This window comes from Amycolatopsis jejuensis (assembly GCF_000717335.1).
GTDB classification, from domain to species: Bacteria; Actinomycetota; Actinomycetes; order Mycobacteriales; family Pseudonocardiaceae; genus Amycolatopsis; species Amycolatopsis jejuensis.
In genome coordinates this window covers 23,995-36,869 of record NZ_JNYZ01000022.1, presented here as the reverse complement: position 1 = coordinate 36,869, position 12,875 = coordinate 23,995, and the positions used below count along the sequence as shown (strand labels likewise).

The 12,875-nt window shown below is 68.7% G+C and carries 12 protein-coding genes; 6 read left to right on the top strand and 6 right to left on the bottom strand.

The features are described 5' to 3' along the window. Positions 1-45 precede the first annotated feature (45 nt). Positions 46-2,319 carry a helix-turn-helix transcriptional regulator gene (locus tag OO71_RS28940; protein WP_033293100.1) on the top strand — a complete coding sequence of 758 codons (2,274 nt, stop codon included), beginning with the start codon at positions 46-48 and terminating at the stop codon, positions 2,317-2,319. On the opposite strand, the gene OO71_RS28935 is transcribed toward OO71_RS28940, so the two are convergent. Next, positions 2,320-2,961: a response regulator transcription factor gene (locus OO71_RS28935; RefSeq protein ID WP_033293099.1), complete on the bottom strand. Its 642-nt coding sequence runs from the start codon at positions 2,959-2,961 to the stop codon at positions 2,320-2,322. Continuing rightward, the gene (locus OO71_RS28930; RefSeq protein WP_033293098.1) at positions 2,946-4,145 is read right to left on the bottom strand and encodes a sensor histidine kinase; all 1,200 of its coding nucleotides are present in this window, start codon (positions 4,143-4,145) and stop codon (positions 2,946-2,948) included. The genes OO71_RS28935 and OO71_RS28930 overlap by 16 nt, the downstream gene beginning before the upstream one ends. Positions 4,146-4,311: 166 nt before the next feature. Between OO71_RS28930 and OO71_RS50360 the strand changes: the two genes are divergently transcribed. Further along, a complete protein-coding gene (locus OO71_RS50360; RefSeq protein ID WP_156096581.1) occupies positions 4,312-4,734 on the top strand; it encodes a hypothetical protein in 423 nt (140 codons plus the stop codon). On the opposite strand, the gene OO71_RS28920 is transcribed toward OO71_RS50360, so the two are convergent. Further along, positions 4,655-5,557, bottom strand: a complete 903-nt coding sequence (locus OO71_RS28920; RefSeq protein WP_033293096.1) for a TetR/AcrR family transcriptional regulator C-terminal domain-containing protein — start codon at positions 5,555-5,557, stop codon at positions 4,655-4,657. The genes OO71_RS50360 and OO71_RS28920 overlap by 80 nt on opposite strands. 104 nt (positions 5,558-5,661) lie before the next feature. On the opposite strand from OO71_RS28920, the gene OO71_RS28915 reads away from it, so the two are divergent. The 4 genes from OO71_RS28915 to OO71_RS28900 all read left to right on the top strand — a co-directional run bounded on the left by OO71_RS28915 (position 5,662) and on the right by OO71_RS28900 (position 8,914). Next, on the top strand, positions 5,662-6,867 hold the full coding sequence (locus OO71_RS28915) for an FAD-dependent monooxygenase (RefSeq protein ID WP_033293095.1): 1,206 nt from the start codon (positions 5,662-5,664) through the stop codon (positions 6,865-6,867). Positions 6,868-7,207: 340 nt separating this feature from the next. Then, positions 7,208-7,750, top strand: a complete 543-nt coding sequence (locus tag OO71_RS28910; RefSeq protein WP_051792422.1) for a nitroreductase family protein — start codon at positions 7,208-7,210, stop codon at positions 7,748-7,750. Next, on the top strand, positions 7,750-8,079 hold the full coding sequence (locus tag OO71_RS28905) for a DUF6092 family protein (protein ID WP_033293094.1): 330 nt from the start codon (positions 7,750-7,752) through the stop codon (positions 8,077-8,079). Before OO71_RS28910 ends, OO71_RS28905 begins: the two co-directional genes overlap by 1 nt. Beyond that, complete coding sequence (locus tag OO71_RS28900) at positions 8,063-8,914, top strand: SDR family oxidoreductase (protein ID WP_033293093.1); 852 nt, start codon at positions 8,063-8,065, stop codon at positions 8,912-8,914. Before OO71_RS28905 ends, OO71_RS28900 begins: the two co-directional genes overlap by 17 nt. 35 nt (positions 8,915-8,949) lie before the next feature. Here OO71_RS28900 and OO71_RS28895 read toward each other — a convergent pair whose 3' ends face one another. The 3 genes from OO71_RS28895 to OO71_RS50975 form a co-directional block, all read right to left on the bottom strand. Continuing rightward, positions 8,950-10,248, bottom strand: a complete 1,299-nt coding sequence (locus OO71_RS28895; protein WP_033293092.1) for an MFS transporter — start codon at positions 10,246-10,248, stop codon at positions 8,950-8,952. 112 nt (positions 10,249-10,360) lie between these two features. Then, positions 10,361-10,747, bottom strand: a complete 387-nt coding sequence (locus tag OO71_RS28890) for a pyridoxamine 5'-phosphate oxidase family protein (RefSeq protein ID WP_033293091.1) — start codon at positions 10,745-10,747, stop codon at positions 10,361-10,363. Between the two features lie 1,510 nt (positions 10,748-12,257). Beyond that, positions 12,258-12,875, bottom strand: a complete 618-nt coding sequence (locus tag OO71_RS50975; RefSeq protein WP_162186115.1) for a TetR/AcrR family transcriptional regulator — start codon at positions 12,873-12,875, stop codon at positions 12,258-12,260.

The following is a 12,875-nucleotide window of genomic DNA, read 5'->3' as shown; positions in this document are numbered from 1 at the left end:
TCCGCTCTCAGCTACTCTCAGCATCGCCCTTGTAGCGTCACCGGCGTGATCTACGGGCGGGAAGCCGAACGCCGCCGGATCGGGAGTCTGCTGGCGGACGTGCGGGCCGGACGCGGCGGAGCGTTGATGCTGCGCGGCGACCTCGGCATGGGGAAAACGGCCCTGCTGCGGGACGCGATGTCGGCCGCCACCGGGCTCACGGTGCTGTCGTGCGCGGGCGTACCGGCCGAGACCGAGCTGAGTTTCAGCGGCCTGCACCAGCTCCTCACGCCACTACAGCTCGACACGTTGCCCGAGGAACAGGCCACCGTGCTTCGCCGGGCACTGGGCCGGGAGAGCGGTACGGCGCCCGATCTGGTGGTCCGCAGCGCTGTTCTCGAACTTCTCCGGCGAGCGGCGGAACCGCTGCTGCTCGTCGTCGACGATGTCCAGCTGCTGGATACCGCCTCCGCGCAGGTGCTGGCGTTCGTGGCCCGGCGCGTGTCCGGGCTACCGGTGGGAGTCCTGCTCGCGGCCGATCCCGCCGTCGACCTGGCCCTCCCCGAGCTGTCCATCGGCGGGCTCCCTGCTGATGCTGTTCGGGAGTTCCTTGCCGCGCAAGGCGTTCTGTTCGACGCGGCGACCAGCGCGCTGCTCACCGAGGCTACGGACGGCAACCCGCTCGCCATCGCGCAATTCATGAAACACCGAAGTCCATGCGACCTGGTCGACACCCTGATCCCGGTCGGCTGGCATCGTGCATTGGCGACCACCGGACCGGACGACGACCTGGCCAAGCAGCTCGAAGACGGCGCAGGCCACCGTGGAATACCCGAGACGATCCCCCTCCTCCGCCATGCGGCCCGGCTGAGCAGCAGTCCGAGCGAACAACAGCGCCGAGGCGCCCTTGCCGCCCAGCGCGCCTGGAAATCCGGATACGTGACCCTCGCGCGCGCCCTGCTGGAGGAACTGCCGCCGCCGGACGAGGACGCCGTGCCGATTGCCGCCGGGCTGCGCGGGCTCGTCGAGCTGGGTACCGGAGACCAGAGCAGCATCCACCACCGGCTGCTCCGGGACGCCGATCGGACGGCTCCGGAGCAGGCTGCCGAATTGCTGTTCATGGCGGTCGGCGCGGCTTTTCAGGCGAACGAGATCGACGGGGCCATTGCCGCCGCGCAGCGGGTCGCCGAGCTGGACCTCGATCCGGCCTACCGCCGGTGCGGCCGGTTGCTCGCCAAGGCGGTGTCCGGGGACGGAGACGGCCCCGAGCCGTGGCACGTGTTCGACTCCGCGCCCGACGCCGTCCGCCGGTCCGGCGCCTACCGATGGATCATCCCCATGGCGATCAGCTGGATCGGCCCGCATCCGGTACTGGCGCGGGAATTCGGGATGACCGCGTACGCCGACCTGATCGCCAACGGCATGCAGGCGATCGGCATGCTGGTGCTGCCCTGGCTGGTGGACCTGGAATTCCGGCTCGGCCGGTGGCCGGAGGCGCGCAGCCATGCGGAAGACGGACTTCGCGTCGCCACCGATCTCGGCCTACAGCCAAAGGTAGCGGATTTCCAGGCCCAGCTTGCACTTCTCGCCGCAGTGCAGGGCGATGACCAAGCCAGGGAGCACGCGGCGCACGCGCTCGAAACCGCCGAGCCGGTACGTAACCGATGGGCCGCAGCGCAAGCGATCCGGGCCCTCGGCCTGCGTGACCTGGCCCGCGGCGATTACGAAAGCGCGGCCGAACGCCTGTCCGGAACTGGAATGCTCCACCGCCATCAGCACGTCGCGTCGCAGGCGGCCGCGGATACCGTCGAAGCGCAGCTCCGCACCGGTGACCGTGAACAGGCGAGCCAGACGGCCGAAACGCTCGCCCGCGCAAGCTACCGGTGCCAGGCATTGCTGGCCGAGGACGATCACGCGGACAAGCTCTTCCAGCTCGCGCTGCACACCCCCGGCATGGAATCGCTCCCGTTCGAGCGCGCCCGGACCGCTTTGCTGCACGGCCAATGGCTGCGCCGCCAACGCCGTCCCGCACAGGCCAGTACCCCACTGCGCCTCGCCGGCGAACTGTTCGACAGCCTGAAGGCGACTCCGTGGGCCGACCGGGCCCGCGCCGAGCTGCGAGCCTGCGGAGGACGTGCCGCCGCCCGGCGCGAGGCGGCCCCGGCACTCACCGCGCAGGAACTGGAAGTCGCGCGACTGGCCGCGACCGGCCTGAGCAACCGCGAGATCGGCGCGCGCCTGCTGCTCAGCCCCCGGACCGTCGGGTACCACCTGCACAAGATCTTCCCCAAGCTCGGCATCGTCGCCCGGGCCCAGCTCCGGGAGGTCACCCTCGCCTGATCAGGTGTCGTTCAGATACGCGAGCACGGCGAGCACCCGGCGATTGCTGTTGTCGTCCTGGGAGATGCCGAGTTTGCCGAACAGGCTGGTGGTGTACTTGCTGATGGCGCCGTCGCTGAGGAAGAGCTGTTTGGCGATCGCCTGGTTGGACAGGCCTTCCGCCATCAGGGCCAGCACGGATCGTTCGCGTTCGGTGAGCGGGCCGAGCCGCGCGGACCCACCGGTCAGCAGCTTGCCGACGACCGCGGGGTCCATGGCGGTCCCGCCGGAGGCCACGCGGTCCAGCGCCGTCATGAACTGGTTTGCGTCGAACACGCTTTCCTTGAGGAAATAGCCGATGCCACCCGCGCCGTCGGCGAGGAGTTCGCGGGCATAGAGCTGCTCGACGTGCTGGGACAGGATCAGCACCGGCAACCCGGGCACCTCGCGGCGGGCGGTGAGCGCCGCGCGCAGTCCTTCGTCGGACTGGGTCGGTGGCATCCGGACGTCGACGATCGCGACGTCGGGCTGCCAGGTCAGCAGCGCGTCGAGCGTCTCCGGGCCGGTGGTGGCGGTTGCGACGACTTCGTGCCCGAAAGCCTCGACGAGGCGGACCATCCCGTCGCGCAGGAGGTAGAGGTCTTCGGCTATGACGATGCGCATGGCACCCCTATGGTGACGCGGGTCGGGCCGCCGGGCGGGCTGGTGAGGTCGAGGGTGCCGTCGAAGGCGGTGAGGCGGCGGCGCAGGCCGGTGAGCCCGCCACCTTCGATGGCTCCGCCGTGTCCGTTGTCCTCGACCTCGGCGACAACATGGGTGTCATCCTGCGTGATCGTAATCTGCGCCGTGGTCGCCTCGGCGTGTTTGACGGCGTTGGTCAGCAGTTCGGCGATGCCGAAGTAGACAGCCGATTCGATGGGCTGCTCCAGCCGCCCCGGGACGTCGGCGTGCACGGTCACCTCCAGCGGGCTGTCCAGCGCGAGCGCGCGCACCGCGTCGACGAGCCCGCGCTCGGTCAGCACCGGCGGGCAGATCCCCTTGACGAGCTCGCGGAGTTCGGCCAACGACGTCGTGGCACCGGCCCGCGCGTCTCTCAGCAGGGCCTTGGCCTGCTCCGGGTCGGTCTCCATCAGTTTCTCCGCGGTCGCCAGGGCAAGCCCGAGCGCGACCAGCCGAGCCTGCGCCCCGTCGTGCAGGTCCCGCTCGATCCGGCTGATCTCGGCGGCCTGTGCGATCGTGGCGTCCGCGCGCTGGGCCGTGAGCTCCTCGACGCGAGACGCGAGGGACGGCCGCAGAAACCGGACGGCCACCGGCTCGGCGACCCGCCAGGCGAATGGCGCACTGCCAACCCCGACGACCAGCCCGAGCACTCCGACCAGCCACGCGGACCAGCTGAACCCGAGTACCGCCACCACGACCCCGGCCGGTGGGACAGCCGCGGCAATGCCCGCGGTGAACGGTGCGATCAGGACGAACCGGACGTCGCGCCAGCGGGCCGGGTCGCGCCACCGGACCCGCCACTGCTGGTCGAGGAGAGCGTCCCGGCGGGTGCGCTCGTAGGTGAACCCGTTCCACCAGAACCCGGTGGACATCCGCACCACCGGCGGCGCTTCCCGGTACCCGGCAGGGATGACGGTGCCCGTCCATCGCGCGACGAGTGCGCGGAACATCCGGCAAACCGGGCGGGCGAGCCCGACCGTCGCGACACACCCGAGCACGACGGGCGCGACCCACGACCACGGGTTCGCCGCGCCCCACCAGATCCCGAGCGCCACGGCCGCCGCCCAGCACCCGGGTACCAGCATGCTGACCGCCGTCACGGCGCATGCCCGCAGAAACCCGGTCATCAGTTGCCTTTCCCTCACGGAAGTCCACTGTGCACCGCGTCGGGCCTGCTGTCTTCTCCGCCGGGCCGGAAGTGGGTCCAGACCCACCCACGTGTGGGGGCAGACCCATACCGGCGCGTCCGGGCCTTTTCTACTGTCGAAATCCTGGTACTGGAAAGGAAGAGCAATGGAAAGCTTGAACAAGGTGAAGATGCTCGCCCTCGTTTACGGCGGGTTCAGTGCGGTGGTGCTCGGTGCGGTTGTCGCCGAGTCGATCGCCGGGTACGAGGTGAGCGGGTTCATGTGGGGCCGCGCGGGCGGGATGTTCGCGAGCGCCGTGGTCGCGTATTGGCTCACCGGTCTCGCCGCCCGGGGCTCGCGAGGCGCGTTCATCCGGCTGCGCATCATCTCCGTCGTGGTCCCGATCGCGGTCGTCGCCATCGACTGCAGTGTGCCCGGTGCGTTGCCGCTGTGGTTCGTGGTGCTGCAGGTCGCGGGTGCGGTCGCCCTCGTTCCGGCGGCGTTCATCGTCAACCGGATGCGGGCGGCCTTCGCGCCAGCTGGCGGTCGAGCCCGTCGAGAATCAGCCGCAGGCCGTACTCGAACATGACGTCCAGGTCCTGCTCGAAGTCCTGGGTCACCACGTACTCCATGGTCGGGTACTGCCCGGTGGCCACGACTTCCCGGAACTCCGCGACCTGGGTGTCCATCCATTCGTTGTTGGTCATGCCGGTGTCCTGCCGTTCCCGCGTTTCCGACTGCAGCGAGAGGGCAAGGCCGCGGAGGTGGCTGAACAGGTTGAGGTGGAGGTACATCATGTCGTCCATGCCGAGCCCCAGGCGGCGCAGCGTCGTGAGGACCCATTCGGAGTAGCGCATCAGGTTCGGGGTGGCCCGGGGCCGCGTCAACGACAGTGCCTCGGCCACCCAGGGATGGCGGCGGCAGACTGTCCACAGTAGACGGGACGAGAGTTCCAGGCTCGCCCGCCACTGCGGCGGAGGTTGTCTCGGCAGGGGTTCCTCTCCGGCCACCTGATCCGCCATCAGGACCAGCAGATCGTCCTTACCGGACACTTGCCGGTACAGCGACATGGTGGCCACCCCGATCTCGGTGGCCACCCGGCGCATCGACACCGCGGACATGCCCTCCGCGTCGGCGATCGCGATCGCTGCGCGTACGACGTCGGCGCGCTGCAGGTTCTGGTCGCCGGAAGGTGCGCGATCCTTCGCCCGCACCACGGTTCCCGCGCCCGGCTTCGTATCCACCAGTCCCTCGTCGCGCAGGGCGGCGATCACCTTGGTGGCAGTGGCCATCGCGACGCCCCATTCCTGCGTGATCCGCCGGGTCGACGGGACACGCTCGCCCGGGCGCAGCCGCCCGCTCGTGATCCGCTCCCGGATCTCCGCCACGATCCGCTGGTACGGCGCGTTCATCAGACCTCCCGGTGCACTAGTGCGGCCGTCCGCCGAGCTGCTTTGCCTACACAAGTGCACTAGAGCAAATGTACACTGTATCGAAGTGCTCGTACGGTGTACACATGCGTAGTGTCCTGATTTCCGGCGCGGGTGTCGCCGGGCTTTCCCTTGCGGTGTGGCTGCGCCGCTACGGCTTCCAGCCCACGCTGGTCGAACGCGCCACTGCGCTGCGGACCGGCGGGCAGGCGATCGACATCCGCGGCGCGGCCCGCGAGGTGGTGACGCGGATGGGCATCCTGGACGCCGTACGGGCGCACCACACCGGTACCCGCGGAATCGCCTGGCTCGACGAGAACGGCAACCGCGTGGCAGCCATGTCCGGCGACGATTTCGGGGACTCGGGCGGGATCGTCGCCGAACTCGAAATCCTGCGCGGCGACCTGGTGCGGATCCTGCACGACGCGGCGGACGTGGAGATCCGCTACGGCACCCAGATCACCGGGATCACCGAACGTGAGGTCACCTTCGACAACGCGCCACCGCAATCGTTCGACCTGGTGGTCGGCGCCGACGGGCTCGGCTCCGGCGTCCGCGCGCTGACGTTCGGGCGAGGCTCGGAACTCGTGCGAGACTTGGGCTACTACACCTCGTACTTCCCGGCCCGCACCGAGCTCGACCTGGACGGCTGGGAAGTGATGTACAACCTGCCCGCGGGCAACGGCGTCGCTGGCCGCGTCGCGGTGCTGTACCCGCTGGGGAACACCGGGGAGATCCGGGCGCTGTTCGGGTTCGTCTCGCCGGAGCTGGCCAGGGAACCACACGACGTGCCGGGCCAGAAGGCGCTGCTGGCCGACGTGTTCGCCGGGTCGGGATGGGAAATCCCGTCGCTGATCGACCAGCTGCAGCACACCGACGACCTGTACTTCGCGCGGGTCGGCGAGGTCCGCGTCGACCGCTGGTACCGCGGCCGCACGGTCCTACTCGGCGACTCGGCCTTCGGCGGCTCCCTCGGGATGGGTACGAGCATGGCCCTCGTCGGCGCTTACGTGCTGGCAGGCGAACTGGCGGCAGCCGGTGGTGACCATCGCGTCGCGTTTGCCCGGTACGACAGCGAAATGCGCGAATACGTGCGGCAGAACAGAAAGCGCCCACCCGGCGGGGCGAACGGCTTCGCCCCGCGCACCCGGCGGGGGATTCGGCTGCGCAACCAGTTCATGCGCCTGCTTCCGCACCTGCCCGGCGGCGGCAAGATGATGGGCGGGATCCAGAAGTCGGCCAACTCGATCACGTTGAAGTCGTACGAGGGAATGCCTTCACCACGGCGATGAGGATGGGGTATTCCCGCACCGCGTTGCGGTTCGGTGCGGGTCGTCGGTGAGGCAGGACGGGACGACGTCGAACTCCGCAGGTCGTGACGAGAGTTCCGCCCAAGTCTTTTCGGCCAGTGGCGGATAATTGCCGAGTGCCCGCATCGTCCGGTTCGCGGGGGACCCGGGGCCGGTGTACTGCGCACCTGTGGCTGGTGATCACCCGCGACGACACGGACGCGAAGCACTGAAGATTTTCCCTATTCCACCTGGAATTCTTCCCAATGGACGGCCGTCCGGCGGTTGATCCACAATGGCAAGGAGTGCTCCCCGAGCAACGGAAACGAACGAAGGAGAGGTTGTGGAGCTGGACCTCGCCATGCGCAAACGCCGGATGTTCCGTGAGTTCGACGGGCGGCCGGTTTCGCGGGAAGACGTGGACAAATTGCTGTGGGCGGCGGGCCGCGCACAACAGGGGCGGCCGGGCGTCCGGCATTTGATCGTCGTCGACGATCCGGCGCTCATCAAGACCGCGGTGCAGGTGCTGCCGGGTTTTGTGATCACCGTCGACCCGGCGCTGATCATCGTGCATTGCTCGGACCTCGGGGCGGTCGAGGTCGACAACGTTGCGGGCGACGGCATCTCGCGGATCGACACCGGTGCCGCGCTGGCGCACCTCGGCCTGATGGCCCGCCAGCTCGACCTCGGCACCTGCACGATCACGAGCTGGTCCGAGGCCGCGGTGCGGGAGCTCTTCGACATCCCGGAGCACGTCCGGCCGGATGCCACCGTCGTGATCGGGTACCCGATCGAAAAGCCGAGGGTCCCGAACGCGCGCGGTGCGCACTTCCGCCCGGCCATTCACCACAACAGTTTCCACACGCCGTACGAGGTGCAGAGCTGATGGACGCGAAAATCGAAGAGCGCCTTTTCGAAGTCGTCGCCGCGATGTTCGCAGCCGCGCCGACATTGCAGCTGGAGCCGCGAATCCACGCGGCCTGGCGGGTTTCCATGTGGGGCGGCAAGCTGCTCGCCATCCTGGAGGAATTCGGGCAGCCGGACGATTTCGTGTCGGATTCCCGGAAATCGGTGAACGAGAACAGCATTTCGATGATCTCGGATCCGGCGAAATTCACCGTCTGGGCCGACGAGATCTCGGCGAAGTTCGTGGCCGAAGCGAAGCGCCGCAACATCGCCGCGGCCGATGCGTCGTCCAGTGACCACGTCGGCTGAAACGCAGTCCTGCGTCGTCGTCACGGGCGCCTCGACCGGGTTGGGCGCGGCCAGCGCCAGGGAGCTGGCCCGCCGGGGATTCCACGTCCTCGCCGGAGTGCGGCGTGACCAGGACGCCGACGCGATCCGGGCTCCTGGCGTCGAGCCGGTCATCCTCGACGTCACCAAGCCCGAGCACATCGCCGACCTGGCCGCGCGGATCGCCGAGTGGCCGGGCGCGTTGCGGGCGCTGGTGAACAATGCGGCGATCTCCGTCACCGCCCCGTTCGAGACCCTGCCGCTGGACGAATGGCGCCGGACGTTCGAGGTGAACCTGTTCGGCCAGATCGCCGTCACCCAGGCCCTGCTGCCTGCCCTCCTGCGGCACTCCGGCCGCGTGGTCAACATCAGTTCGATCGGGGGAAAGGTCGCACTGGCCACGTGCGGTCCGTACTCGGGTACCAAGTTCGCGCTCGAGGCGGTCAGCGACGCACTGCGGCGGGAAGTGGCGCCGCTGGGCATGCACGTCGTGGTCGTCGAGCCCGGCGCGGTCCGCACGGCGATCGGCGGCCGGGCGATCGCCGAGACCGACCGGCTCGCGGCCGCGATGTCCCCGGAACAGCAGGAGCGCTACGGGCCGCTGCTCCAGGCGACCAACGCGAACACGGCGGCAAACATGGCGAACGGCCGATCCGCGGACCAGGCTGCGCAGGTGATCGCGAAAGCGGTGACCGCGGGAAAACCGCGTACCCGCTACACGATCGGCTGGGATGCGGCGTTGTTCACCCGGCTGGCGCGGCTGCTCCCGGATCGCCTGCTCGACCGCATCACCGCCGCCCGGATCAGTGGTTCGTGACGGGTCCTCGCCAGGCAAGGACCCGTCACGAACGGTCAGGTCGGCTGCACGGTCGGTTCCGCCATCGCGACCTCGCGGGTCTCGCGTAGTGCGATCGAGCACGCGAGGCTCAGCACGGCCATCGCGGCGAGGTAGAGGCCGATGGCGCCGTTGCCGAACGACTCGATCAGCCACGCGGCGGCCAGCGGCGGCACCGCCCCGCCGAGGACGCCCGCCAGGTTGTACGCCAGCCCGGCGCCGGTGTAGCGGTAGCGCGCCTGGAAGAGCTCCGGCAGGTGCGCGCCGGCCGGGCCGTACGCGACGCCGACCAGGCCCAGCGTCACGCACATCCCGATCGCGAACGCCAGCGGCGTCCCGATGCTGAGCACCGGGAACAACACCAGCGCCCAGGCGATCGCGGCGGCGTTGGCCACCGTGGTGACCCGGCGACGGCCGACGCGGTCGCACAGCAGGCCGGACATGATCGTGGTGGCGGCAAAGCACAATCCGCCGAGGATGCCGATCATCAGGACGGCCGGTTTGCCGAGCTGGAGGGTGTTGGTGCCGTACGCGGTCAGGAACGTCACGCCGATGTAGAAGAACGAGAACAGCATCGTGACCGACCCGGCGGCCAGCAGCACCTCGCGCGGCTGACGGCGGGCGACCTCGAAGAGCGGCACGCGGGCTTTCGTCGCGGCGAGGTCGGTGAACGCTGGGGTCTCCTCGATCTTCATCCGCACGTACAGCCCGAGCAGCACGAGCAGCGCGCTGGCCAGGAACGGGATCCGCCAGCCGAAGGACGCGAACTGCTCCTTGCTGAGGGTGAGGCTCGTGATCAGGAAAGTGCCGCTGGCCAGCACGAACGCCAGCGACGGACCCAGCTGCGGGAAGATCGCGTACTTGCCGCGGCGCGTCGGAGGGGCGTGTTCGGCGGCCAGCAGCACGGCACCGGCCCACTCCCCGCCCACCGCGAGGCCCTGGCACAACCGGAACACGACCAGCAGGATCGGGGCGGCGGCACCGATGGACGCCGCGGTCGGCAGCAACCCGATCGCGACGGTCGCGAGCCCCATCAGCAGCAACGTGACGACCAGGGTCGTCTTCCGGCCCATCCGGTCACCGAAATGCCCGAACAAGATCGAACCGAACGGCCGCGCGACGAACGCGACCCCGAACGTGGCCAGTGCCGCGAGCGTTCCCGCCGCCGGTCCCATGGCCGGGAAGAAGCTGCTGCTGAAGACCAGCGCGGCAGCCGTGCCGAAGATGAAGAAGTCGTAGAACTCCACGGTGGTACCGACCAGGCTGGCCACGGCGATGCGGCCCATGCTCTGCTGGCTGGTGGACGACGAGACCACGCTGTCTCCTCATGATCGTCGGATGAACGACCCCCGCCTGAGCAGCGGCGACGTTCCGGACGGCCACAGAGTCGGGTGTTCGGGACAAACCCACCACCCCCGAATTGGTGTGCTAGGCCGACGTGCGGATCCGGCTTGGGCGGAAGATGACGGTCTCCCGGTCTTCGGCCGCTTGAGCTGCGAAGGTCTCGAGCGTCTGCCCGTACGGGGCGAGCAACCGGCTGAAGAACATGAGCCCCGGATCAGCGGCGAACGCCACCTCGGCGCGGATCTCGATCGTGTGGAACTGGTCCTCCGGGGACAGGGAGAAGACCGTGGCTTGGGGACGTTTGCGCAGGTTGCGGTACTTGACCCGGGCTTTTGCCAAGGAGGTGCGAAGGATGCCGTCGTCGCCGAGGTCGACCCACACCGCGGTGGTCTGGACTGTGCCGTCATCGTTGACGGTGCTCAGGGCAACACTGCGGCCGATCAGCAGGTCATGGTGCGAGGTCGGGATCATCGACGTCCTTCCGGGCGAATTCGGGTGATCCCCAGGCTGGCGGGGCGGCGGTGGGGTTACCAGGCGGAAGGTGTGCTGGTGTTGACAGCACCGGTGCCACCGAGGTGGGTACCGCGCAGCTCTGCGACCGGAAGGCGGTGCGGCATTCGGAGTGGAGGTAGGCCGCGTGGGTGTGTCGACCGTTCCGGAGATGCCGGTGACGGTGCGGCGGTGCCGCCGGTTTCCGGCACCCAGCGCCCGGAAGCGGTCGTGTTCCGTGGGTGTCGACAACCCGCCGGACCGGTGGTTCTGTACGCATCCGATGCTGCATGAGTCGGCACCTTGCACGTGTCCCTCGGGGATCTGGCCTTTCTCAGCGACGGGCCATCCCCGCATCCGTGGGGAGCACGGTCACCCTCGCCTCGCCTTCCGGTTGTTGTCCGGATCATCCCCGCGTCCGCGGGGGGCACGCGCTCGCCGGGATCGCGTCGGACGGGCGAGACGGATCATCCCCGCGTCCGCGGGGAGCACACTTGCTGAGCTGCAGCGATGGAGCGCGTTTGGCTCATTTCACTTCAGTTTGCTCTCGCGCGTCGTGCTGTGTGATCCGACGTTTCGGAGCCTGTTTCGCGAGGTCGTGGGCGCCCGTCCGGATGCTGCGCGAACCTCGGCCGGGGCGCGCGCGAACGACCTCCCGGTCGCGCGTACGAGGCGCCGTCGCGGCCTCGTGCGGGGTACCGGATTTGGTTGGGTGGGGTTTGGTGAATCGTTCGTCAGGTTTACTCGGGACTTGAGTCTCGGAATTGTGGTCCCGTCGGTGAACTCCTTACCAGGCGACATTTGAGGCACGCGCCGACGGTATCCCGGGGTTCTTCAAACACGAGGTGACCTCAATCCGACTGGCGGGTGTTCCGTCAGGACAGTTGGAAAACCCGTCCTGACGGTGGCGTTGAGGCCGGTGCGACAGGCTGAGTGGATCTCGACGCTGTCGGGTTCACCTTCTGTGCTGTGTGTGTGGGGCGTCCATGGAGAATCAGACAGGGCGATCGTGGCCGGCCTGGATACCGCGGTCTTACGGTCACCGCGCTGACCGCAGTGGTAGTCCGCGGCGCTCGGATGGAAGGAACGGCTGGTGGTGCTTTCACAGTGGGCTGCGGCGCACTTGTGGCTGTGCCGGTCCGGTGGCCAGTTCGGGGTTGACACCTCCGGCTCGCTGTGGAAATGCCCGTCATCGTGATCCCGGCCGGGAGGTGATCCGGCTGCTGGCCGGGCAGGTGCCGGTCAGCCGGTGGTTCCTGTTCTGATCGGGATGAAGGTGGTGTCGCGTCCTTCTGCGGCCTGGTCAGCCGAGTGGACTGAGGAAGGCGCGATACGGGTTGGTATCCAACTGCACTTTACCGGGAAAGCATTGGGTGGCGCAGTTTCTGCGCAACGCTGCGGCAGATCAGAAGAGCGCGCGAAACTCGGGCGATAGGTGCCTGACTCGCCAGACCCACCCGGCGGGAAGCTCTCCTGGCATCACTAACGCCCATTACGCCGCGCCCAGCCCCAGTAACGCGCGCGCCGAAATGTCCAACGCGGTCAACAACCGGTCGATTTCCGGGGACCCCGGGGCCAACTGCAGGATCCGCGACGTGAAGCCGTCGCTCAATGCGGTCAGACCCGCGGCCAATGCGTCGGCGTCGTGGTCCTCCGGGAGTAATCCGGCGGACTGCGCGGTGCGGAGCAGGGCAGCCGTGGTGTCTTGGATCGATGCGTAGCCCTCCGCCAGGAATTTGGCCCAGTCGGGGCGGTTGGCGGCGGCTGCGGTGAACGCCGTGAGGACGATTGCCTCTTCGCGGCGTTCCTCGTCCAGGGGGAGGGACTGGCGGAGGTATTCGCCGATGTCTGCGTTCTCCGGCAGTGCTGCGTAGCGGCGTTCCAGCCGGTCCTCGGTCAGTTCCAGCGCAAGCAGGATCATGTCCTCCTTGCTGGGGAAATACTTCTGCACCGCACCGGCCGAGACTCCCGACTCAGCGGCTACCGAGCGGACGCTCACTGCCGCCAGGCCTTCGCGCGCGGCCAGTCTCAGGAGGGCGCTCGCGATGGTGCGGCGGCGTTCGTCGCGGTTCACCACCTTCGGCACGGTGCCTCCCGCTTGCGTGATCAA